Here is a 22513-nt window from a genome sequence, read left to right as displayed (position 1 = left end):
GGGAAATGGGGTGCGAGCGCCTACGGGGCGTCCCACACCACATGGACCGCGTCCGGGCCGCGCAAGGAGACGCCTCGCACCTCCGGCCGGGGGTGGGCCGGGTCCAGACGCAGATTGGGCAGCATGTCTAGAAGTAGACCGACCGCCTCCTCGATCTCCACCTTGGCCAGCCACATCCCGACGCACATGTGGGCGCCAAAACCAAACCCGAAGGCCGCCATCTGCTTGCGGTCGATGTCGAACGCGTCGGGATTGTCAAACACGGCCTCGTCGCGGTTGGCCGAGGCGACGCAGGCCGAAATGATCGCGCCCTTGGGGATGGTCACGTCCTGCAGCGTGACCTCGGTCTGGCACTCGCGGACCTTGAACGTGGCGACCGCGTCGTGGCGGACGCTCTCGTCCAAGACCTTCCGCATCAAGGTCCGATCCGCCCGCAGGCGCTCGAGCACCTCGGGGTGGTCGAAGAGGTGGGTCATCATGATCGCGAAGGTCCTGGAGGTGGTCTCCGACGCGGCGGGCAGCATCATCCGCACGAAATTGGTGATCTGATGATCGTTCAGGGTTCGACCCTCGAACTCGGCCCGGATCAGGCGGCTGATCAGGTCCGCGCCCTCGGCGCCGGAAGCCCGGCGGGCCTGGACGGCGGCCAGGGTCGGGTCATAGAGCTCCTGGAAGGCCTGGAAGGCCGCGCGTTTGGCCTCCGGGTCGTTGGCCATGCCGCCCAGCACTTTCAGCGCCTTGGTGGCGAAGGCTTCGAGCGCAGCGGGATCGTCGTCCTGGAAGCCCAGGACAGCGTAGACCACGTGAATGGGGAACATCACGCCGACGCTGCCGATCAGCTCGGCCTTGCCCAGCGGCACGAGCGGCTCAACGAACGAGCGCTTGATTAGGGGGCGGATATAGGTCTCGCGCCATTCTTCCATGACCGCGGGCGTGAACGAGGGTTGCAAGATGCCGCGTAGCTGCCGGTGCTCATCGCCGTCCAGCCCCGTGATCATCAGCCCGTCGAGGAACGGACCCAGGCCCGTCTCCATCAGGATCCCGCTCGTGAAGGTCTTGGTGTCGCGCAACACCTTCATCACGTCGGCGTGCTTGAAGATCGTATAGATCGGCCGGCCCGTCTGGCCCGCGAAGGAGGCCGCGCCCAGCTCGGCGCAGATGTCGCCCTCCATCACGGGCAGGTTGTTTCGATGGTGGCGATAGATCGCCTCGAGGTTCTTGTCGTTGCCCGCGAACAGGGCGCCGACCTGGGCGAAGCCGTCGGCAAGATCCTTGTTGGGAGCCATCTGGGCGGTGCTCATCGGTGTTCCTTCCCGGAAGTTCGGCCCGCTGTGCGGACTCAGATTATTTCAAATGCAGAATAGTATTCTAGAAGAGAAGTCCATGGGAATTTGGCTTTGGGTCCTTCAGTGTCCGTGGATCGCGCTGACGGCGCCCGGGTCGGTGTAGTCTCGCCATCGAACGAGCCGGCCGTCGTCGTCCAACTCGAAAACGCCCGCGATCGAGAAGGCGCCGATCTCGCGCCCGTCGGCGGCCAGGAGGCGATCAACGCGCTCGGTCAGGACGACATTGCCCGTCGCGGCGATATGCAGTGTTTCCACGATGATTGTCGCATAGCCCATGCTGGCCTCGAACTGCGCGCCCAGCGCCAGCGCCTCGTCGGCGCCGACCGTGCGCGACAGGCCCATATTGGTCCATTCCGTGTCGGCCCGAAAAAGATCGCGGATCGCCTGCTCGAGCCGCTCGGGCCCCTCGGACCAGGCGTCCAGAAAGGTCCGGATAATATCGATCGGCGCACGGCTCATCGGGCGCGTTCCTTAAGAATTCTGATGGCGGAATTTAATTTCGACGCGCGATGCCGATGGCGCTTTGCTAGGCTGCGCGCTGACGGCGGCAAGCGCCGCAGGCAATCAATGGAGTCCCCATGACCGACGCGATCACCGCCATCCCTTTGACCCGCATCGGCGGCGAACCGGACACGCTGGCCAACCACGCCGGTAAGGTTCTGCTGATCGTCAATGTCGCTTCCAAATGCGGATTGACGCCGCAATACGAGGGGCTCGAGGCGCTTTATCGCGCCAAGCAGGCCGAGGGCCTGGAGGTGCTGGCGTTCCCGGCCAACAACTTCAACGGCCAGGAACCGGGCGCCGACGACGAAATCGCCAGCTTCTGCAAGACCAGCTACGACGTCACCTTTCCGCTCTACGCCAAGATCAGCGTCAAGGGCGACGACATCCATCCGCTGTACGCGGGGCTGACGGCCTTGAAGCCGGAGGCGACCGGCGATGGGCCGATGCGCGAGCGGCTGAAAGGCTATGGTATCGCCACGGGCGGTCCGGGCGAGGTGGTCTGGAATTTCGAAAAATTCCTGGTCGGTCGTGATGGCCAGGTCATCGACCGGTTCGCGCCGGATATCGACGCGGCCGACCCGCGTCTGGTCACCGCGGTGGACAAGGCGCTGTCGGCGGACTGAGGTCCGCCGCCCATGGCGAAGGGGGGGAGGGCCCTTCGCCATGGCGCCTAGCGCACCTTCGCGGTGATCTTAGCGTGGGGGCCTGACACCTGGGCGGCCCAGGCCGCCGCGGCGTCGGCGAAGTCATAGTCGACGTAGTCGATGATCAGCTTCTGAGCCTTCTGCATCGCCAGCAGCCGCCGCCAGATCGCTTCGCGATCGGCGGGCGGGCGTTGTCCGGTGCCGATGCAGGTGAGGGTGCGAAACAGCAGGTCGCCGATGTTGAGTTCGACCACCCGGCCCGCGCCCGTGCCGATGGTGATCAGCCGCGCGCCCCACTTGGTGGCCTTGACCGCCGACAAGAACGGCTTGCCGAACACAAGATCGAGCACGATGTCGAAGCCGTCCCCGCCGCTGGCGGCCTTGAGCGCTTCGGTGTCGTTCTCACCGCCCAGGGCGACGCCGGCGTCGGCCAGGCCGCGTTCGACGAGCCGATCCAGGGCGGCTGGGTTACGGGCTGCGGCCACGATGCGACCCGCCCCGAGGCTTCGGGCCAACTGCAGGCCGATCTGTCCCAGGACGCCCGTGGCGCCGAGGATCAGTACGCTCTCCCCGGGCTGGATGTTAGCCGCTTCCAACGGCACCAGAATCCCGGTACCGGCGATGCCCATGGTGATGGCGGTGCGATCGTCGATGTCGTCGGGAACATCCCAGACCTCCGCCGCCGGAACCAGGGTCTTTTCCGCCCAGGCCCCCCACGGTGCGATCGAGCGTTCGCCGAAATAGACCCGCCGTCCATCCTCGGCGCGGCCAACGCCCTCGCCGCGGATGACGCAAGGATATTCAACGCCGAGACGATAGGCGCCCAGGACGTCCCAGCCTCCGAGCCCGGCGGTGTCGACATCGATAAGGACCGATCCCACCCGCGCCGTCGGTTCGGGAAAATCCTGAAGGACCGGAGCGACTCCGTTGCCGGAGATGACGGCGGCGCGCATGTGGCAAATCCTGGATTGGTCTTGGAACCAAGATCGGCGACGGTCTGGTGAGCCAGACCGCCGCCGATCAGAGCTGTGTCAGCTCAGAGAAAGATGGCGAGGTTCGGGAAGCCCAGCACCGTCTGGTCGACGATGATTTCCCGCCGCGCCAACTTGAAGCTGGCGCCATGGCGTCGCAGCAGATCGTGGCGGACGCAGCTGAGGAACAGCAGATTGGTTTCCTCGAAGCGGCTGCGGCTGCAGAGCAGATAGCTCTTCACCTCGAACTCGTCGGGATTGTCCGTCGATTCGACCAGAATGTTGGTGATCAGACGTCGCGTGCGAGACGGCGGATCCTCGGCCCAGGCGCTGCGGGTGTCGGTGATGCGTCCGACCCGGCCTCGGATCGAGGCGTAGGTTTCGTCGAAGTGCATCACGGTCCGGACGATGGAGGCCGCGTTCTGGCTCAGGGGCCGGGTTTGGCGCACCGGGCAGGTGTAACGCAGATTGGTGTCGAGGCGCTCGACCCATTCGGCGAGCCGGATCTCGTCGAGCAGCCAGGCCTCCTCATAGAGAAACTCGGCGATTTGATTATAGGCGGGCGAGCCCACGGGCACGCGATTGGCTCGGAAAGCGTCCGGCGCGACGGCGGTGTCGGCGGTAGCGGTGACGTCGATGGTCATGGCGGTCAGGTCCTGATGATGGCGGCGATGATCAGAGCGAGCTGTTCATCAGGTCGCGGTAGGCCAGCCACCAGTTCCACTGGGTGTCGTCCTTGGTGAAGCCTTCGTAGACCAGGGCCGGGCCGGGCCAGTCGGCCCGCGGAGGCGTGGTGCAGACGGCCTGATACTTCATCGTGATGTTGCGCGCGGCCGCGCCTTTGGCCGTTTGGGTGATGTGGGGCCAGGTGTCGGAGTCGTCCTGCTCGACCATGCCCGAGGTGCCCAGCATCCGGACCGCGAACTGCAGGGCCTTTTGCTTGTGCTCTTCGGGGGCGTCCTTCTCGGCCAGGATGAAGTTGCAGAACTCCAGCTCGTCCGGCCCCTTAGGAATATAGGTGTGCAGGGAGGTCAGGCCGATGATCTCGCCATCGGGCTGAGGCACATAGATGAAGGCGATCAGGACGTTGGGGAACATCCCGCCGACCTGCGGCGGACTGTCGACCAGCAGGCCCAGCTGTTCAGGCGTCAGGTTGCGGATCAGCTGGGGCAGCATTTCCTTGGTGATGCCGGGCGGCGGCACGATCGCCAGCTTCTCCTCGAGCGTCAGGTTCCCGTCGCGGAAGCCGGCGGCCTGCTTGAACTTGTTGGCGGCGGGCATGCACCGCAGCGCATGGCCCTGGAGCGAACTGACTTCGGTGCCGTACATCGAGGTGGTCAGGTCGCCATCGCCGAACTTGGCGAACTCGCCAAGCCAACGGTGCAGCGTCAGGGTGTGGAAGCCGTCGGCGGCCGACTGTTCGCAGGCGGTCTTCCAGTTGGCTTTAATCGTGAAGCGCTGCGGAGGGCCGAGAACTTCCAGGCCCCGATCCGTGCGCTGGAACAGCATGTCGTAGTACCACTTCATCTCGCCGAGGAACTCGTCGAACGAGGGGCCGTCGAGATTCCAGGTCGCGAAGATCAGGCCCCCGTAGAGGTGGGTGCGCGCCTGGGTCAGGCCGAGCTTTTCCTTGGGCAGAATCGTGCCGTGCATCTGCTCGGCGGCGACGGGCGCGCCAATGAAGTCGCCGTCGTTCTTGAACGCCCAGCCGTGATAGATGCAGGTGTGAACCTTGGCGTTGCCCGCGTCGCTGGTGCACACGCGCATGCCCCGGTGCGGGCACACGTTGAGCATAACCCGGATCGAGCCGTCCTTCTGACGCGTGATCAGCACCGGGTCCGAGCCCATCAGTCGCGTGATGAAGTCGCCCGAGTTCGGGATCTCGCTCTCATGGCCCAGCAACAGCCAGGTCTTCCCGAACACCTTGCGCATCTCGATGTCGTAGAGTTCCGGGTCCGAGATCGCCCGAAGTTGGACCTCGCGCGTCTGCACGTTGATCAAGTCGTCGATCGTCGTCCCGTCGGAAAGCGTCGTCCGTGTCCGGTCCAGCATGGGTGTCCTCCGCAGCGCTAGGCGCCATATAATTTTGAACAGAGGTGGCATTTCTGTATAGAAAATGCAACTGTTCGATTCAGTGAGGAACGACGGGCCGCTGGCCCTCCGGAGAAGCCCCAAAGGGGCGCCCGGCACGGAGGAAGGTTATGAGTTCAGAAGCGACCCCGCATCGCGTCAGGGCGGACCGAAGCGCCTGCTGCGGCTATGGCACCTGCGTGGAGATCTGCCCCGAGATCTATCAGCTCGAGGGGGGGCTTGTGGTTGTGACCACCGACATCGTGCCCGCCGAGCTGTTGGAACGGGCGATCGAAGGCGCAGAGTCCTGCCCCCAAGGCGCCATCGTCGTGGAAGCCGTTGAGGGATGACGGCCGTCCCAGACGCCGCGAGCAGCGCGGTCGCCGCCCCAGCCCGCGCGTCCGGCCGGCCCAGGCTGCCCGGGCTATTGTCGCTGGCCTTGTTGGGCGTGCCGCTAACGGCGCTGTCGCTGCCGCTCGTCGTCATGATTCCGGAACACTATGCGACGGTTCTGGGCCTGCCGCTGGCGTTGATCGGCCTGATCTTCACCAGCGTGCGCGTGTTCGACATCGTCGTTGACCCGCTGCTCGGCGCGGCGATGGATCGAACCCACACCCGCTGGGGCCGCTATCGCCCATGGCTGGTCCTGGGCGCGCCGGCGCTCATGTTGGCCGTCTATCTGTTGTTTATGGCCAAGCCAGGCGTGGGACCCGTCTATCTGCTGGTGACCCTGACGGCCAGTTTCCTGGGGTGGTCTGTCCTGTCGCTGGCGCAACTGGCGCTCGCCTCCGGCCTGGCGGCTGGCTACGACGAGCGCTCGCGGGTCTATGCCTGGCTTCAGTTCGCCTCTCTGCTGGGCATTCTGACCGTGATGGGTTTTCCCATCATCTCTGCCAAGCTTGGCGGGACCGGCTTGCCGCCCACCCAGCTCATGGGGTGGATCATCATCGTCCTGACCGCGCCGGCGGTGGCTTTGGCCGCCTGGCGCGTCCCGGAGACCCTGCTCGTCACCCAAAGACATATCGTCGGGATCAGAGCCTATCTGGCCGTGGTCGGCCGCAAAGCCGTCTTCAGGATCGCCGCCATCGACCTTCTGTTTGGCCTTGGGTTTGGCACCGCCTCGGCGATGCTGGTGTTCTTCGTGACCGCCGCTAAGGGGCTGGAGCGCAGCGCCGTCGGCGTCGTTCTGATCGCCCAGGTGGTCACGGCCATGATCACCGTACCCGCCGTAGCCTGGCTGGCGCGGCGGCTCGACAAGCATTTCGTGCTTGGAATATCGGGCGTTCTGGCCGCCATCGTCAGCGTGGCGTTCATCTTCCTGCCTGACCACAATCTGCCGGCGATGGCGGTGGGCATGATGGGCTGGGGGCTGTCGTTCGGCGCCTTCAACCTGCTGCCACGCGCGATGATGGCCGATGCGGGCGACGAACTGCGGCTCGAATCCGGCTCGGATCAAACCGCCGTGCTCTATGCGCTGTTGATCAGCAGCTGGAAGTTGGGCGGCGCCCTGGCGGTCGGCCTGGCCTTCGCCGCCCTGGCTCTGGTCGGCTACAAGCCCGCGCTTTTGGGCGCGAACACCCCGCAAGCCATCTCCGGCTTGGAAATGGTGTTCGCGGGTCCTTCGGCGGCGCTGTTTCTCCTGGGAGCCTGGCTGGCCTTCACCTATCCGCTGACGCGCGAAAAGCATGCGGCCATCCGCCTCGAGCTGGACGCGCGTGATGCGGCGAGCGGAGGACCGGCATGATGCGTCGACTGGAAGGGCGCGTCGCGCTCATCTCAGGCACGGGGGGCGGCCAGGGCCGGGCCGCGGCGCTTCGGTTCGTCGCGGAGGGCGCGGTGGTCGCCGGATGCGACGTCAACGCCGAGGCCGACGCCGAGACCGCGCGGCTGGTCGCCCAGACGGGAGGGCGCATGACCACCATGGCCTGCGATCTTGGTGACCCTGACGGCGCGCGGGCCTGGATCGACCAGGCCGTCGCCGACTACGGCAAGATCGACATTCTCTACAACAACGCCTCGGCCGCGAAGTTCGGCTCGATCACCGAGCTTTCGATCGAGGACTGGCGCTACACCCTGCGAAACGAGCTCGACCTCGTCTTCCTGACGACAAAGTTCGCCTGGCCCCATCTGGCCAAGCACGGCGGGGTGATCATCAATGTGGCGTCCACGGCGGGATGGCAGGGCTCGCGCGGCAACGGAACCATCGCCCACAACGCCACCAAGGGCGGTGTGGTGGCGATGACCCGGCAGATGGCGCTGGAGGGCGCCGCAGTCGGCATCCGCGCCAACAGCATCAGCCCCGGCTTCGTCGTCACGCCGGGAACGCGCGCCTTTGTCGAAAACCCCACCGTCCGCGCCCAGCTGACCGCCAATATTCCGCTCGGCCGTCCAGGCGAGCCGGAGGATATCGTCGGCATGGCCGCCTTCCTGGCCACCGACGAAGCGGCCTTCATCACCGGTGCGGACATCATCATCGATGGCGGCACGACCGCCTGTTAGCCAAGCGACAAGACGAGGAACTGGACCATGGATATCCGGGGTATCGGCTATCTGGGCTTTGAAAGCCCCAACATCGAGGCCTGGCGCAGCTACGGACCCGAAGTCCTGGGTCTGGCCATCGCGCCCTCGCCGGAGGACGAGCCGGACGCGCTCTATCTGAAGATGGACGATCGGCGCTATCGTTTCGCCTTCCAGCCTGGGCCGATCGACAAGCTGGCCTATATCGGCTGGGAATGCGTCAACCGGATCGCGTTCGAAAAGGCCGTCAAGAAGCTCCAGGACGCGGGCATCGCCGTGGAGCAGGGCGGCGATGACCTCAAGGTTCGCCGCGGGGTGCGCGATGTGGTCCGATTCAAGGATCCCGTGGGCTATCAGTACGAGCTGTTCTACGGCCAGAAGGGCGAGCCTGGCTCGTTTGTGCCGGGCCGTCGCCATGGCGGCTTCAACACCTACGGCCGGGGCTTTGGCCATGTCGTGGTGATGACCCCGGAATATGGCCCGGAGCTGGACGACTTCCTGATCAATATCATGGGCTTCCAATGGTATGGATCGGGCGCGGGCAAGGGCCGGACCGGGTTCTATCGCGCCGGGCTCAACAACCTGACCAGCCACGACATCGGCTATGGCCACGCCCCCGGTCGGATGGGCATCCAGCACATCGGCCTGTTGACCGGCGATCTTCGTGATGTCGGCGAAACCTGGGACATCGTCAACAAGCGCCAGATCCAAGTGCAGATGACCCTGGGGCAACACACCCAGGACCCGCATTTCTCCTTCTACCACTTCAGCCCTTCGGGCTTCGCCGTCGAAGTGATCGCCGAAACCCATCCCTGGCCCGGCGATCCCTTCGAACTGAACGCCGAGCGCCTGAGCTACTGGGGGCACCAGCTGGTCGGGCCCATCCTCGGCACGACCATCCGCACGCCCGAGGAGCTGCGCTGATGGGGCTGCTCGACGGCAAGGTCGCCTTGGTCACGGGCGGCGGCGGCGGCATCGGCCGCGGCATCGCCCGCCGTTTCATCCGGGAAGGCGCGACCGTCCTGGTCGCCGAATTCAACGAGGACTATTGCGCGACCATCAAGGCGGAGCTGACCGAGGAGCTGGGCGGGCGGGCCGAAGTGCTTAAGGCCGATGTGCGCGTCAAGGACCAGATCCAGGGCGCGGTGCAGAAGGCGGTCGATCTGTTCGGCGGCCTCGACATCCTCGTCAACAACGCCTTCACCCTCAGCCCCAAGGTCCTGCTCGAGCAGAAGACGGACGAGATGCTGGACAGCACCCTGCATTCGGGGCTCTGGGCGGGGTGGTGGGCCATGCAAGCCGCGCGGCCCCACATGGCCGCCCGCGGCGGCGGCTCGATCATCAACTTCTATTCGATCGACGTGGAGACAGCCGCCTGGCTGAACGCCGACTACAACATCACCAAATCGGCGCTCCGCGGCCTCACGCGTAGCGCCGCCCACGAGTGGGGGCGGTTCAACATCCGGGTCAACCTGCTGTCGCCGGCGGCGATGGGCACGGTCTTTCACCGCATGGCCGAAGCCATGCCGGGCTTCGCCGAGATGGCGGCCTCGCGCAAGCCTCTGCTGCGCAACGGCGACCCTGAAGAGGATATCGCGCCCGTCGCGGTGTTCCTGGCCTCGGAGATGTCGCGCTTCGTGACCGGCGAACTGATCAACGTCGATGGCGGTCTGCACATGCCAGGCTACCAGTCGCGACCGCCGAACGTCGCGGAGATGGAACAACAAGGCGGCTAGAGCCGTCCAAGGGGAGACACAGATGGGTTTACTGGACGGCAAGGTGGCGCTGGTCACCGGCGCGGCCGGCTCTATCGGCTCGGAGACGGCGCTGGCGCTGGCCGAAAAGGGCGCGCGGGTCGTGCTGACCGACCTTCGGGCTCCGGAGCTTTCAGCGGTCACCGATCGCTTGCAGGCGCAAGGTCACGAGGTGGCCTGCAAGGTCGGGGACATCACCGACGAGGACGACATCCGGGCGGTGGTCGAGTTCGCCGTCGCGACCTTCGGCGGCGTCGACATCCTCGACAACAACGCCGGCGCGACGGGCTTTTCATCCCGCGACCTGGACATCCCTGAGATGTCCGTCGAGCTTTGGGATCAGGTCCAGTCGATCAACGCCCGCGCGCCGATGCTGTTTTGCAAGCACGCCATCCCGTCGATGCTGGCGCGGGGCGGCGGATCGATTGTCAACATCTCGTCGGGCCAGTCCCTTTCGGGCGACGTCAGCAATTTCGCCTATGCGGCGGGCAAGGCCGCGGTGAACGCCCTGACCCGTCACCTGGCGACCGCATATAGCCCCAAGGGCGTGCGGGTCAACGCCATCGCCGCAGGTCTGATTATCCAGCCGGGCATGGAGCAACGGCTGCCCGCGCACATCCAGAACATCTTCCTGAGCCATTGCCTGGTGCCGCGCCTGGGGACCCCGCGCGACATCGCCAACATGGTGGTGTTCCTGGCGTCCGACCTCAGCTCCTACGTCACCGGCCAGATCCTCTCCGTCGACGGCGGGTTCACCGCGCACCTGCCCAGCGTGGCCGACATGCGGCCCACTATCGAAGGCATGAGAAAGGCGCCCGGCCAATGGAGTTGAAGGGAAAAACCGTCGTCCTGACCGGGGCCTCCGCCGGCATTGGCGCGGCGACGGCGCTCGATCTGAGCAACGCCGGGTGCAATCTGGTGCTGACGAGCCGCCGGCTGGAGAAGCTCGAGGCGCTGGCCGCGACCTTGCCGGGCCCCAGCGCCTTGCTGGCGGCGGATATCGCCGAGCCCGATGTTCCAGAGCAACTTCTGGCGTTGGCCAAGGCGCGATTTGGGCGCGCCGACGTGGTGATCAACAATGCCGGTGTCATGGCCGTCGGAACGATGGACACCATCGATCTCGACGCCGTCAGCTACATGATCCGGGTTAACTTCGAGGCCGTGGTGCGCTCGTCCTACGTGTTCGCTCGAGAGTTTCGCGGTCAGTCGTCTGGCGCGATCATCAACGTGTCGAGCATCAGCGCCTACCTGATCTCCCGGGCGGGCGGCGTCTATGGGGGGCTCAAGCATGCGCTCGAGGCCTTCACCCAATCGCTGCGGATCGAACTGGCCGCGGCTGGCGTCAAGGTCGGATCGATCGCGCCGGGTTCGACCTCAAGCGAGATGTTCGACAGGATGATGGCGGCGGCGAAGATTGAAGATCCGGTCGCGCTCGATCCCAAAGATATCGCTCGGGCCATCCGGTTCATGCTTGAGCAGCCCGACCACGCGACCATCGCGCGCCTGGCGATCTATCCGCAAAGCGAAGCCCACTAAGCCGGGCCTCTCCAAGGCCGCGATGCGTCATCCCCGCGGCGGTGCGGGGATGACGACCCGGCGCGGTGCGGCCCTAGGCGGCGGAGGCCGCTTCGAGAGTGGCCTGACGCTCCAGCCCCATTTCCTGCATTTCGCGCTTGAGGGTGGGATAGTAGGCGATCGCGCCCTGTAGGCCGCCCGAGACATCGATCGAGGCCGCGCTCAGGAAGGTCGCAAGGTCGCTGGCCAAGAACAGGCAGACATTGGCCACCTCCTCGGGACGGCCGAACCGACCGAGGGGCACGACCTTGACCACCATTTCGAGGAACTCCTCGCGCGAGATGGACGGGGGCATCTCCTTGTAGTGGCGATCCCACTGGCCCGTATCGATCCAACCCATGTTCAGGCTGTTGACCAGGATGTTGTCCTTGGCCAGCTGCTGGCCCAAGAGCTTGGCCAGGGCGATCCCCGCGGCGCGGTTGGTCACCGAGGGAATGCCGTCCGGCGTCGGCAGGGCCCCGGCCAGGGCGTTGATGTTGATGATCCGCCCCCACTGTTGCGCGCGCATGTGAGGCACGACCGCCTGGACGAACCGGAAATGGGCGATCTGGATGTTGTTGGCGTGGTCGAGGATATCCTCGGGCTCCAAGGTTTCGAGGCTGCCGCCCTTGCCCTGGCCGGCGTTGTTGACCAGCACGTCGACGCCGCCCCAGGTTTCGGCGACCTGATTGACGAAGGCGCGAACGGCGGCGGTATTGCGCACATCGAGCGCGACCGCGATGACCTCCGCGGCGCCAAGCACGCGCATGTCTTCAGCGACGGCCGACAGCGTGTCGGGGTTGCGCGAGCAGATCGCCAGCCGCACGCCTTCGCGGGCGAAGGCCGCGGCCGTGGCCCGCCCGATTCCTCGGCTCGCGCCGGTCACAATCACCCGTTTGGCGCTCAGATCGATATGCATGTCCGATGTTTCCTCGAAGCTTCTGACGAGCTGTCCGATGTCGATATTTTCTAGTCAAAGCTCCGATTTTTGTCTCGTTTATTTTCCGAAAGCGAGCCGTACGCGGTTTGCGCGCCGAGGCGACGCAAGTTAGGCTGAAGATTGTATATCGGAGCACCCCAAGCATGACCTCCAGCGCCCGGACGGCTCGTCCGGACATCCTGGCCAGGCGCTCGGCCAGACGCGCGGAAGCTTCCGCTTCCAACGTCGACGTTCGTCCGCGCCGACCCGACCCGAGGGCGGCCAAGACCATCGAGAACATCATCAACGCCGCGCAGAACGTGATGATGAACCATGGCACCCCTCGGATCACCGCGCAGGAGGTTTGCGACGAAGCCCGCGTCTCGCGCGGGACGCTCTATCGGTATTTCCCGTCGATGGAAGCGGTCCTGGAAGCGGTGCTGCTGCGGCTCAGGACCGAGACCGATGACGAGTTGAGCCACGCGATGGAGGGATGCGAAACGCCGGCCGAACGGTTCGGGGCCTTTCTGCGCTACAGCGTCTCCAACAATGAGACCCGCAGAGGGTCTCAGTTCCTGCACGTCGAGCCGGCGTTCGTGCTGCAGTACTTCGAGTCGAACTTCGACCATTTCATCGCGCGCGTATTGTCGGCGCTGGAAACGGTGTTCGACGCCTGGGAGAAAGATATCGGTGTCTCGGTCGATCGCAGCGCCATCGCCGAGATGATGGTGCGTCTGGCGCTCAGCGAGACCGTGGTCTCCCCTCGCGAGGGCCAACCCTTGGCGCTAAGGCTGCAGCAGACGGTCGACAAGATCCTGAACGCGCGCAAAGCGAGATGAGCGGGCGTCAGCCGGCGCGGGACGCAATCTGATTTCGCAGGACGCCCACGCCCTCGAGCGAGACCTCGACCAGGTCGCCGGGATTCAGATAGCGGCCGGACGCCTGGGCCACGCCCTCGGGGGTGCCGGTGAACAGCAGGTCGCCGACGCCGAAGCTGACACGCTGATGCACGAACCGGATCAGCTCGGGAACGTCCCACGTCATGTCGGCGGTGGTGCCGTCTTGCCGGACTTCGCCATTGACCGTCGTCGACAGGCGCAAGGCCGGGCTGCCCGGCGCAAATTCATCACGGGTGACGATCCACGGGCCGACCGGCGTGGCCTTGTCCTGGCTCTTGGCGGCATAGAGGTCCATGCCGATGCCCGGCGGGCCGCTGCGCTGCAGATCTCGCGCGCTGACATCATTGCCCGCCGTGTAGCCGAGCACGCAGGCGAGAGGATCGTCCAGGTCGATCGCCGCGTCGCCGATCACCACAACGAGCTCGCACTCATAGTCCAGTTGCTCGGTCAGCGGCGGATAGCGGATCGGATCGGCGGCGCCGATCAAGGCGCCATACGCCTTGAGAAAGGCGATGGGCTGGGTTGGCGCAGCGACGCCGAATTCGACCAGGTGCTTGCTGTAGTTGGCGCCGGCGATGACGACCTTGCTGGTGTTCTCGCACGGCGCCAGCAGGCGTAGCGACGACAGGGCGCGTATCGGGCCCTTGAAGGTGAGGGCGTCCTGGCCGCCGCCCCGCGTCACATCGGGTCCCCAGTCCGACACGCCGCCGGCGATCGGCTGAGCCGTGTCGGCGTCGGGATCGACGAGCGCCCAGAACGCGTCGCCGCCATCCGAGCATCGAGCAAGTTTCATCGGCTTTCCTCGACGTTGGCTAGGCTGAGGCAGCGGCGGGCGCGAGCGTCCCGCCAAGGGTGTCGCGCAAATCGGCGACAATGGCCCGCGCGCGATCGCGGTCCTTGGCGGCGAACCGAGCCAGCAGGGGCGCATTGTCGAACACGCGCTCATCCCCAGGCTTGCGACCCAGCAGCATGAAATGGGTATGGGCGTTGCTGTCGCCCAGATAGATGACGGAGGTCCTTTCGAACGCCCCGGTCGCGACCAGTCTGGCGGAAAGGGCGTTGATTAACGGGCCAAGCTCGGCCGCGGCTCCATCTGACAGGAAGCCCACGCCGCGATCATGATCGCGGGTGAAGGCCATCAGCATTCCGGGGACATCCTGCATGGCCACGACGGCCCAAAGCGGGCCGGCAAGCACGACGTCTTCGGTCGCCGCGGCATGCAGCATTCCACAGATCTTGCAGTCGGTCGGATGGGTCATGGGGTCCTGGACCTCGCGCCAAGCCGGCGACGGCTCGGAACGGCAAGCGGCGGCTCTTCAAGGAGCCGCCGCGCCGGAGACTGGAATTAGGCGGCGATCGATTTGGTCGCGCGACCCATCTTGTCCAGGTCGATATTCAGCAGGTCGACCGCATTCTTCCAGCGGATCTTTTCGAGATCTTCCGGAGAAATCCGCAGGCCGTCGGTAAGGTCGCCACGGATCGCGTCGCTGCCGCCGAAATTGGTGCCATAGACCAGCCGGTCCGCGCCGATGACCTCGACCAGGGCCTGACGCATCGGCAGTTCATGCAGTTCCGGATCGAACCAGAAGTTCGGCAGGTACTCCTCGAGGTCCTTCTTGTTGTGGACCACGTCCAGGTTCTTGATGGTCTGGGCCAGGCGGCCAAGCTGGTAGGGCACGAAGCCGCCCGCGTGGGTGATATAGACCTTCAGCTTAGGGAAGCGATCGAGGACGCCGCCGCAGATCAGGTACCAGAAGCACTTGGTCTCGTCATAGTTCATGCCGACGATGGCCGTCGTCTCGTACTTGTCAGTGTTGGCTTTGGACCCCCAGGTCACAGACTGATTGTAGCCGTGTACGAACATCGGCAGATCGAGGTCGCAGAGGGTCTCCCAGATCGGGTCCATGCGCGGATCGTCGAACTCGAGGCCGCCGAAGTTCGAACCGCCGGCGCTGAGGCCCTTGGCCCCCAGCTCGGTGCAGGCGCGACGGATTTCCTTGGCCGCGTTGACCGGGTCTTGCAGGGCGGCCGTGGCCCACATCATCAACCGGCCGTCCGAACGGCTGCAGTATTCGGCCAGGGTATCATTGACCGTGGTCGAGAACCGGTTGGCGAACTCCGGCTCGGCCCAGTACATGTAGCAGTGCGACGGCACCGAGAGGACTTGGGCGTCCTGACCCAGAGCGTCCATGCCGGCCAGGCGGTGCTTGGGATCGTTCCACTTCGACATGAACTCGGCCACTTCCATCGTCTCGCCCCGCTTGACCGCGGCGCGACGCTCGGGCGAGCCCAGAGTCAGCACCCATTCGCCGACCCGCAGGCGGATATGGCCGTCGTCATGCTTTTCGAAGAAGGGGCCCCAGTGCGGATCTTGGTTGTAGTAGCCCGGCAGCGGGGCGTGAGCGTGAAGATCGATCAGCATCTGATTTCCTCCTGCGTCGAGGCCCCCTGGCGGAGCTCTTCGAGCTATGTGCGTTCCCTGGCGCGACTATCGCATTTTTTGAACGGTTTGGTCGATAGTGTTCAGTTCATTCTCTAACGCGAATGTAATTCGGCTGTCAAAACAAACCTTGACAGCGCCGAGGCCCGATCGCCTATCGTCCGACGCGTCGCGGCCTTGAGCGCGCGAGGCGAAAGAGGCGACGTCGACTCTACGACGGAGCGCCCGGGGCCCCAAAAGGGCGTTTATCGGCGGAGGATACGGACAATGCACAGACAGGCGAGCGCGACGGCGACCGAGACGCCCTATCCCCCGATCCGCTATGCCTGGTACGTGATCGGCGTCCTGTTCGTGGCGACGTTGCTTTCGCAACTGGACCGGCAGCTGCCCGCGCTGCTGGTGCGCCCCATCCGCGCCGAGTTTGGCATTTCCGACACCGCCTTCAGCTTCCTTCAGGGATACGCCTTCGCCCTCTTCTACACCTTTGCCGGGCTGCCGTTCGGCTGGCTGATCGACCGCACGATCCGGCGAAATCTGATCATCGTCGGCATGGTTCTGTGGAGCGTGATGACGGTTCTGTCGGGTTTTGCGCAGAGCTACGACGCGCTGGTGTTGACCCGGATGGGCGTGGGGATCGGCGAGGCCGTGCTAGCGCCGGCCGCCTATTCGATAATCGCCGACTACGTCTCGCCCGAACGGAGGGGGCGCGCGTTCAGCGTCTACTATCTGTCCTTGGCCATTGGTTCGGGCGCATCCTTGATCTTGGGCGCGCTGATCGCACGGATCATCCCCGATGCGGGTCTCAACCTGCCGGGCGTTGGGCTGATGTCGCCCTGGCGGTTGACCTTTCTGGTCGCTGGCGCGCCGGGTCTGGCGCTGGCCCTGCTCTTGCTGACCATCCGCGAGCCCGTGCGCCGGGACGCGGTGAGCGTGCTTCTGTCGAAGACGAGCGCCGGCTGGGGAGGCTTCTTCAGCTATCTCAAACGCCATGCCGCCGCTTTTTCGCGCGTGCTGACCTATCCGGGCGTGGTCGCCGTGATCGGCTATGGGACCCTGGCCTGGGCGCCGACCCTCTTTGATCGCCGCTTTGGTATTCCGACCAAGACCTCGGGCTTGATCATCGGGGTGCTGGTCGCGGCCGGCGGCCTTGTCGGGACCCTGATCAGCGGCTGGCTCAGCGATCGTTGGGCCGCCAAGCGCGTGCCCGCCGCGCGGCTTCGCGTGGCGATGCTGGCCTGGCTGCTGGTCTTGCCAACGGTGAGCCTATGGTCCCTCGTCGGCGCGCCGTGGCTCAGCTTCGCCTTGCTGACGGTGGTCGTCACCGGCTTCGCGATGGCCCAAGCCGCCGCGCCGACGGCCGTGCAGGCGATTACGCCGAACCGTATGCGAGGCAAGGCGGTGGCGATCTATCTGCTCATCGGCGGCTTGGTGGGCATCGGCTTTGGACCGATGTCGGTCGCCCTGGTCACGGATCATGTCTTTAAGGACGATGCGGGGCTGCCCTATGCGCTCGCCGTCGTCGGCGGCCCCATCGCGCTTCTCGGCCTATGGCTGACCTGGTCGGGGCTGAAACCCTACCAGCGCACCTTGGAGGCCTTGGAGGCCTTGGAGGCGGCGGCGGAAGCCGATACGGCGCGGTCCTGACGGCCAGCCCGCGGATCAAGGGGGCACGCGATCGGCGGCTGGCTTGTGCTGGGGGATCAGATAGTCGAGCTGCAGTTGGGCGAAGGGCAGAGGCGCGGTCATCCCGCCATCGCACTTGTACAGTCCGCCGTTCATGAAGGCGGCTTCATCCGAAGCCAGATAGGCGGCAAGGTTGGCGATGTCATCGGGGCGACCCAGACGCGGTGCGTTCTGCAGCTTCATGAATGCCGAATGCATCTCGGGACTGGCCCACGCCTTCATAGCCGGGGTCTCGATCACCCCGGGGATCACCGCGTTGCACCGCACGCCCTGCTTGCCGTAGTTGGTGGCGATGGTTTTGACGTACCAGTTCACCATCGCCTTTGACGCGCCATAGGAAAACTGCGCGACATCCCCGCCCAGGGCGCTGGTCGAGGAGGTGAACAGGATGCAGCCGCCGCCGCGCTCGAGCATGTGCGGCAGGGCGTACTTGGAGGCCAAAACCCCGCCCAGCACGTTGACCTGAACGATCTCCTGGAAGACCGCTGGATCGAACTCCAGGAAGTCCACGTCTCGTTTGCGCTTGCCCGCCGCCGTATTGACCGCGTTGTTGAACAGGATGTCGAGGTGGCCGAACTCGGCGATGGCGCGCTCGACCATACCCTTCAAGGCCTGGTCGTCGGCGACGTCGACCGCGAAGCCCACGGCCCGTCCGCCGGCGCTTCGAATTTCCTCGGCGACGGCCTGGGCGGTGTCACCCAGGATGTCCGTGACAGCCACGGCGGCGCCTTCGGCCGCGAACTTCAGCGCCGAGGCGCGACCGATCCCCGAGCCGGCCCCGGTGATGACAGCGGTCTTGCCGGTCAAACGTGTCATGGATCTTCCGTTCTCGTAGGGTGGTTGCTTCCGCACGTGTCCACGCGCCGCCATCGCGCACATCCCGCCATCCCTGACCGGACGCTGGCGGAGCGCGATCCCTTCCAGCGCATGGGGGTCTCGCTCGAGGCCTGTTTGTGGCGGCGCGCCGCAGCGAACGAAACGCCTCGCGGCATGGAAGATTTATCCCTACTATAAGTCAAGTGACTTAATTAGGCGGGTTTCGGCGTCTGATCGTCGAGCGCCGGCTTTTATTTTCGCTGGCAGTCGGGCAAGGATCGAGCATGCCGAGACGTTTTCAGGAGTACCCCAAGACCGCCCAAAAGCTGATGCTGGTCGCCGAGCGCCTGTATGGTCAGCACGGTCTTGACGGGGTCTCGCTACGGCAGCTGGCGACGGCCGCGGGGCAGGCCAACAACTACGTGGTTCAGCATTACTTCGGCTCCAAGCTGGGCCTGATCCAGGCCGTGTCCGAGATGCGATTGCCGGCCATGGAAGCCCATCGCCAGACCCTGCTCGAGGTCGCGCGGGCCGAGGGCGATTTCAGCGTGCCGCGGCTGCTCAGCTGTCTGTTCTCGCCGCTCGTGACGATGTTGGAAGTACAGGCCATGAGGGACTATGCGCGCTTCACGCTCGCCGTCATGCAGCTGGAACCGGAGGAGCATCCGTTCGAACGCTCGGCCGACATTTCGCCGGCCTCCACCGAAATCCGCAGCAAATTGAGCGAAAGCCTGTCGCATCTGGGGGCGGACGTGTTTCGTCGCCGGCTCGCATTGAGCGCTAGCATATTCCTAAACGGCATTTCGGAGCTGGGCGGAAAGCTGAAGTTGTCGCCTGGCGGCTATGTCAGCCACCAACAGTACCACAGCGACATCTTCGAGGCCGCCCTCGCGGTCCTGACGTGTCCCTTCTCGGCCGAGCCGCGCGCCGATTTCCGCGGTCCCCCGGCCCAGCCAGCCTTGGTCGACGACATGGCCGGCGCAAGCCGCCGGCCCGGCCGTCCGGCGGCGCCGACGGGCTGATTTCGTGACATCGACGAAGGCTCGCGGGGCGCGCCGTCCGGTGGTCCCCCGGGGATCTGGCCAGCGATGTCGACGCCCTTGCGCCGTATCGCCGGACCGACACCACCGGCTTGACGGGATCAGGCGGCCCGCACCGCCTGGCCCATATCGAGCTTGAGCAACCGCATGGCGTTGCCACTGCGGATCTTCTCGCGATCGGTTTCGGAAAGGTCGATCCCGGCGGTGAGGTCGCCATGGTCGTAGGCCCCGCCGAAGTTGGTGCCATAGAGCAGCTGGTCTGGACCGATCACCTCCACCACGGCCCGCCGCAGGGCCGGGTGGTGGACATCGAGATCGAAGTAGAAGTTCTTCATATAGTCCATGAGCGGACGCTGGTTACGCGCATCGGGGGCCATTGCCCCGTTCAATTCAGACAGCCGGCCCAGCTGGAACACCGCCATGCCGCCAGCGTGGGTGATGTAGGTCTTCAGAGTCGGGAAGGCGTCCAGGGCTCCACCACAGATCAGGTACCAGAAGAACAGGGTCTCATCGACGCAGTCGCCCACGATGGACGTCGTTTCGAACCGATCCTCGTGATGGCGCTCGCCCAGATAGATCGACTGGTTGAACCCGTGCACCATGATGGGAACATCGAGTTCAGCCAGCTTGGCCCAGACGGGAAACAGGCGCTCGTCGTAGGTTTGAACTCCGTCGAAATTAGTGCCGCCGACACAAAGGCCCTTGGCGCCCAGAACGCGCACGGCGCGGTCGATCTCCTCGACCGCCGCATCCGGATCGGCCAAGTTGGCGTGGGCCCAGAAGTCGAACTTGTCGGGCATCACCTGGCAGAAGGCCGAGAGTTCGTCGTTGCAGATCCTGGCGTATTCGGTGCCGAACGCGCCGGCCCAGTACATGAAGGCGTGCGAAGGCGTGGACAGAACCAGCTTGTCGACGCCGCGCTGCTCCATGACCGCCAGTCTCGCCGAATGGGTCATGCGGGCCAGCAGGTTCGCTTCGGCCTCTGCGTCGTCCTTGGCCTTGGCGGGCTGCTTGGTGCCCAGGGAGAAATGCCCGACCGTCAGGCCCTGGGGCTTCATGAAGGGGCCCCAGAACGGGTGTCGCTTCATCATGCCTGGCGTGAAGAGGTGGGCGTGCACGTCGATCAGCATGGTTTCCTCGTCGATCTGTTATTAGATTGATATTCTCACCGTCGAATGATCTGTGGCAACCCGTGCCGGCAGAATCTCGTATGGCGCGTGGGGAGGCGAGCGATGCAGCAGATCAAGCCCAGCGGCCGTCTCATGCTGGCGACCGGCATTGTCGGCGCCGCATTTTGCCTGCGCCTGGTGTTCGCCAGCCTGTCGGTGCGCTTGCCCGAGGTCGTGCATGAGACCGGAATGACCGCCTGGCAGGTCGGGCTGCTGACCACCTTGCCGGTGCTGTGTCTTGGCCTGTGCGCGCCCTTGGCGCCGCGGTTGGCCCATCGGCTGGGGACCGAGCGCGCGCTTTTTGGCGCCTTGGCGCTGATCGGGCTTGGAACCGCCGGGCGCGCGCTCGGGGCGGTGTGGGCCCTGTTTGCCTTTTCCATCCTCGCCGGCGCGGCGATCGCCATAGCCAACGTCTTGCTGCCGACCCTGGTAAAGCGGGATTTCGAGGATCGGACCGCAATCGTGACCGGCGCCTATGTCACGGCGATCTCGGGCGGCGCGGCCTTGGCGGCCGCCGTCACCGTGCCTATCGAGACCGCGCTGGGCGGTGGCTGGCGCGTGGGCCTGTCGATCTGGGCGGCGCCGGTGGTGGGGGCCTTGCTGCTGTGGTCGCTACAGCTGGGGCGAAAGGTCGAGCGCGACGATCTGGTCGTCGAACCGGTCGTGGGCCTGTGGCGCGATCGACTGGCATGGAGCGTGGCCCTGTTCATGGGCCTGCAGTCGGCGCTCGCGTTTTGCGTGCTGGGCTGGTTGGCGCCGATCCTGCGGGAACGGGGATTGGACGCGGTGACGGCGGGACTGGTGCTGTCCGTCCTGATCGTAGTCCAGTTGGCGACCTCGCTCACCGTGCCCTCGCTCGCCACGCGCAAGCCGGCTCAGTCGATGATCGCGGTCGTGCTTTCGGTGGCCGCGGCGGCCGGACTATTGGGCCTGCTGCTGGCGCCGCTTTCCGGCGTCTGGGTCTGGGCGGTCATCCAGGGGCTGGCTCAGGGGGGATTGTTCGCCTTGGCCTTGACCATGGTCCTGCTGCGCTCGGCCAACAGCCATGTCGCATCGCACCTGTCAGGCATGGCCCAAAGCGTGGGCTACGTCCCGGCCGCGTTTGCGCCGCTCAGCGTCGGGCTCGTCCGCCAGTGGACGGGCGGGTTCCAGGCCGTCGCCGGCCTAGTGGTGGTTATCGGGGCCGGTCTGGTCATCACCGGCCTGATCGCCGGCCGCGCCAGTCTAGTCTCGGCCCAGGTGTCGCCGACCTCGATCAAGCTGGCGCGGGCCTAACGGGATGAACGCTCAGGACGGAGTCACCATGCGGTTCGCAAACAAGGTCGCCATCGTGACGGGAGCCGGCGGCGGCATTGGCAAGGTCACGGCGCTGCTGTTGGCGGCGCAAGGAGCGTTCGTCGCCGTCAACGACCTTGACGAGGCCGCCGCCCTGTCGAGCGTCGCCGACATCCGCTCGGCGGGCGGCCAAGCCCTCGCCATACCGGGCGACGCCTCCGACGAGACGGTGGCGGCGCAGGCCGTCGCCGAGGTGATGCAGGCCCGCGATCGGATCGACATCCTAGTGAACAACGCCGGCGTGTCGGTCGTCGCGCCCGCCGAGGATTTCCTGGCTTGGGACCGGGTGCTGCGCATCAATCTCTATTCGCAATTTTTCTGGTCGAAGGCGGTCGCCAAGGCGGCGATGATCCCGGCCGCGCGGGGCGCGATCATCAATGTCGCCTCCATCGCCGGCCTGGCCGCTGTGCCCCATCAACTGGGCTACGTGGTCTCCAAGCATGGCGTGATCGGCCTGACGCGGTCCTTGGCGGTCGAATGGGGACGCTATGGCCTCCGGGTCAACTGCGTGTGTCCGGGCATTACGGCCACCGACCTGACCACCGGGGCCGATGGCATGGCTTCCGAGCGGCTGCGCGCCCGGATCGCACGCGTCCCGCTCGGGCGCATGGGGACCGCGCAGGAGCAGGCCGAGGCGATCGCCTTCCTGGCCTCTGACGAAGCCTCCTATCTCACGGGGCTGATCCTCAACGCCGATGGCGGGCAGATGGCGCTCCATTCGGGGGTGATGATGTCGGCCTGAGCGGCGGCGTCCATGCAGCGCCTGGCGAGCGAGCCCGCGACGGAGTCAACGAAAAGCTGAACAAGCTTGTCAATTTCGTTCAAGATTAGAAGATCGGTTTCGAAGGCTGG

The 22513-nt window shown here is 65.5% G+C and carries 24 protein-coding genes; 13 read left to right on the top strand and 11 right to left on the bottom strand.

Translation table 11 applies throughout. The annotated features are described in order from the left end of the window. Window positions 1–20 precede the first annotated feature (20 nt). Complete coding sequence (locus AC1RJ9_RS18395) at window positions 21–1301, bottom strand: cytochrome P450 (protein WP_099582457.1); 1281 nt, start codon at window positions 1299–1301, stop codon at window positions 21–23. A 105-nt stretch (window positions 1302–1406) separates the two neighbouring features. Then, window positions 1407–1805: a limonene-1,2-epoxide hydrolase family protein gene (locus AC1RJ9_RS18390; protein WP_099504304.1), complete on the bottom strand. Its 399-nt coding sequence runs from the start codon at window positions 1803–1805 to the stop codon at window positions 1407–1409. A 119-nt stretch (window positions 1806–1924) separates the two neighbouring features. Between AC1RJ9_RS18390 and AC1RJ9_RS18385 the strand changes: the two genes are divergently transcribed. After that, a complete protein-coding gene (locus AC1RJ9_RS18385; protein WP_062097846.1) occupies window positions 1925–2473 on the top strand; it encodes a glutathione peroxidase in 549 nt (182 codons plus the stop codon). 47 nt (window positions 2474–2520) lie between these two features. Here the strand turns inward: AC1RJ9_RS18385 and AC1RJ9_RS18380 are convergent, their stop codons facing one another. From AC1RJ9_RS18380 to AC1RJ9_RS18370, 3 genes are all read right to left on the bottom strand, one after another. Further along, window positions 2521–3447, bottom strand: a complete 927-nt coding sequence (locus AC1RJ9_RS18380) for a quinone oxidoreductase family protein (protein WP_062097844.1) — start codon at window positions 3445–3447, stop codon at window positions 2521–2523. An 83-nt stretch (window positions 3448–3530) separates the two neighbouring features. Continuing rightward, entirely contained in the window at window positions 3531–4109 is a 579-nt protein-coding gene (locus tag AC1RJ9_RS18375; RefSeq protein ID WP_492838782.1) for a 3-phenylpropionate/cinnamic acid dioxygenase subunit beta, read from the bottom strand. Window positions 4110–4140: 31 nt separating this feature from the next. Next, complete coding sequence (locus AC1RJ9_RS18370) at window positions 4141–5517, bottom strand: aromatic ring-hydroxylating dioxygenase subunit alpha (protein ID WP_062097840.1); 1377 nt, start codon at window positions 5515–5517, stop codon at window positions 4141–4143. 149 nt (window positions 5518–5666) lie between these two features. Here AC1RJ9_RS18370 and AC1RJ9_RS18365 point away from each other — a divergent pair, with 149 nt between their 5' ends. Genes AC1RJ9_RS18365 through AC1RJ9_RS18335 form a run of 7 tightly spaced genes read left to right on the top strand, consistent with a single transcriptional unit; the run spans window position 5667 to window position 11342 of the window. Further along, window positions 5667–5885 (top strand): ferredoxin, encoded by a 219-nt coding sequence (locus tag AC1RJ9_RS18365; protein ID WP_062097838.1) that lies wholly within the window; start codon window positions 5667–5669, stop codon window positions 5883–5885. After that, entirely contained in the window at window positions 5882–7279 is a 1398-nt protein-coding gene (locus AC1RJ9_RS18360; RefSeq protein ID WP_492838783.1) for an MFS transporter, read from the top strand. Before AC1RJ9_RS18365 ends, AC1RJ9_RS18360 begins: the two co-directional genes overlap by 4 nt. Beyond that, the gene (locus tag AC1RJ9_RS18355) at window positions 7276–8034 is read left to right on the top strand and encodes an SDR family NAD(P)-dependent oxidoreductase (RefSeq protein ID WP_197425281.1); all 759 of its coding nucleotides are present in this window, start codon (window positions 7276–7278) and stop codon (window positions 8032–8034) included. Before AC1RJ9_RS18360 ends, AC1RJ9_RS18355 begins: the two co-directional genes overlap by 4 nt. A gap of 27 nt (window positions 8035–8061) precedes the next feature. Continuing rightward, on the top strand, window positions 8062–8976 hold the full coding sequence (locus AC1RJ9_RS18350; protein WP_295106707.1) for a VOC family protein: 915 nt from the start codon (window positions 8062–8064) through the stop codon (window positions 8974–8976). Next, entirely contained in the window at window positions 8976–9788 is an 813-nt protein-coding gene (locus AC1RJ9_RS18345) for an SDR family NAD(P)-dependent oxidoreductase (RefSeq protein WP_492838786.1), read from the top strand. The genes AC1RJ9_RS18350 and AC1RJ9_RS18345 overlap by 1 nt, the downstream gene beginning before the upstream one ends. A 22-nt stretch (window positions 9789–9810) precedes the next feature. After that, entirely contained in the window at window positions 9811–10638 is an 828-nt protein-coding gene (locus AC1RJ9_RS18340; protein WP_492838787.1) for an SDR family NAD(P)-dependent oxidoreductase, read from the top strand. Continuing rightward, window positions 10629–11342 (top strand): SDR family oxidoreductase, encoded by a 714-nt coding sequence (locus AC1RJ9_RS18335; protein ID WP_492838789.1) that lies wholly within the window; start codon window positions 10629–10631, stop codon window positions 11340–11342. Before AC1RJ9_RS18340 ends, AC1RJ9_RS18335 begins: the two co-directional genes overlap by 10 nt. Before the next feature lie 73 nt (window positions 11343–11415). Here the strand turns inward: AC1RJ9_RS18335 and AC1RJ9_RS18330 are convergent, their stop codons facing one another. Further along, window positions 11416–12279 (bottom strand): SDR family oxidoreductase, encoded by an 864-nt coding sequence (locus AC1RJ9_RS18330; RefSeq protein ID WP_099582464.1) that lies wholly within the window; start codon window positions 12277–12279, stop codon window positions 11416–11418. 164 nt (window positions 12280–12443) lie between these two features. Between AC1RJ9_RS18330 and AC1RJ9_RS18325 the strand changes: the two genes are divergently transcribed. After that, window positions 12444–13118 (top strand): TetR/AcrR family transcriptional regulator, encoded by a 675-nt coding sequence (locus tag AC1RJ9_RS18325; RefSeq protein ID WP_492838790.1) that lies wholly within the window; start codon window positions 12444–12446, stop codon window positions 13116–13118. 7 nt (window positions 13119–13125) lie between these two features. Here the strand turns inward: AC1RJ9_RS18325 and AC1RJ9_RS18320 are convergent, their stop codons facing one another. The 3 genes from AC1RJ9_RS18320 to AC1RJ9_RS18310 all read right to left on the bottom strand — a co-directional run bounded on the left by AC1RJ9_RS18320 (window position 13126) and on the right by AC1RJ9_RS18310 (window position 15600). Continuing rightward, on the bottom strand, window positions 13126–13971 hold the full coding sequence (locus AC1RJ9_RS18320) for a fumarylacetoacetate hydrolase family protein (protein ID WP_492838791.1): 846 nt from the start codon (window positions 13969–13971) through the stop codon (window positions 13126–13128). A gap of 19 nt (window positions 13972–13990) precedes the next feature. After that, entirely contained in the window at window positions 13991–14437 is a 447-nt protein-coding gene (locus tag AC1RJ9_RS18315; protein WP_492838792.1) for a hypothetical protein, read from the bottom strand. A gap of 86 nt (window positions 14438–14523) precedes the next feature. Further along, window positions 14524–15600 carry an amidohydrolase family protein gene (locus AC1RJ9_RS18310; protein ID WP_099582468.1) on the bottom strand — a complete coding sequence of 359 codons (1077 nt, stop codon included), beginning with the start codon at window positions 15598–15600 and terminating at the stop codon, window positions 14524–14526. A gap of 285 nt (window positions 15601–15885) precedes the next feature. Here AC1RJ9_RS18310 and AC1RJ9_RS18305 point away from each other — a divergent pair, with 285 nt between their 5' ends. Next, window positions 15886–17262: an MFS transporter gene (locus tag AC1RJ9_RS18305; RefSeq protein WP_492838793.1), complete on the top strand. Its 1377-nt coding sequence runs from the start codon at window positions 15886–15888 to the stop codon at window positions 17260–17262. Between the two features lie 15 nt (window positions 17263–17277). On the opposite strand, the gene AC1RJ9_RS18300 is transcribed toward AC1RJ9_RS18305, so the two are convergent. After that, window positions 17278–18117 (bottom strand): SDR family NAD(P)-dependent oxidoreductase, encoded by an 840-nt coding sequence (locus AC1RJ9_RS18300; RefSeq protein WP_492838794.1) that lies wholly within the window; start codon window positions 18115–18117, stop codon window positions 17278–17280. 329 nt (window positions 18118–18446) lie between these two features. On the opposite strand from AC1RJ9_RS18300, the gene AC1RJ9_RS18295 reads away from it, so the two are divergent. Continuing rightward, entirely contained in the window at window positions 18447–19139 is a 693-nt protein-coding gene (locus tag AC1RJ9_RS18295; RefSeq protein WP_492838795.1) for a helix-turn-helix domain-containing protein, read from the top strand. A 119-nt stretch (window positions 19140–19258) separates the two neighbouring features. Here the strand turns inward: AC1RJ9_RS18295 and AC1RJ9_RS18290 are convergent, their stop codons facing one another. Continuing rightward, the gene (locus AC1RJ9_RS18290) at window positions 19259–20287 is read right to left on the bottom strand and encodes an amidohydrolase family protein (protein WP_492838796.1); all 1029 of its coding nucleotides are present in this window, start codon (window positions 20285–20287) and stop codon (window positions 19259–19261) included. A 102-nt stretch (window positions 20288–20389) separates the two neighbouring features. Here AC1RJ9_RS18290 and AC1RJ9_RS18285 point away from each other — a divergent pair, with 102 nt between their 5' ends. Then, window positions 20390–21601 carry a CynX/NimT family MFS transporter gene (locus AC1RJ9_RS18285; protein WP_492838797.1) on the top strand — a complete coding sequence of 404 codons (1212 nt, stop codon included), beginning with the start codon at window positions 20390–20392 and terminating at the stop codon, window positions 21599–21601. Between the two features lie 28 nt (window positions 21602–21629). Further along, window positions 21630–22403, top strand: a complete 774-nt coding sequence (locus AC1RJ9_RS18280; RefSeq protein WP_099582601.1) for an SDR family NAD(P)-dependent oxidoreductase — start codon at window positions 21630–21632, stop codon at window positions 22401–22403. Window positions 22404–22513: the final 110 nt, after the last annotated feature.

Source organism: Caulobacter sp. GW822-FHT07D08, assembly GCF_058798735.1.
Note: the sequence above shows the minus strand (reverse complement) of the source record. Positions and strands in the feature narration are given on the sequence as shown.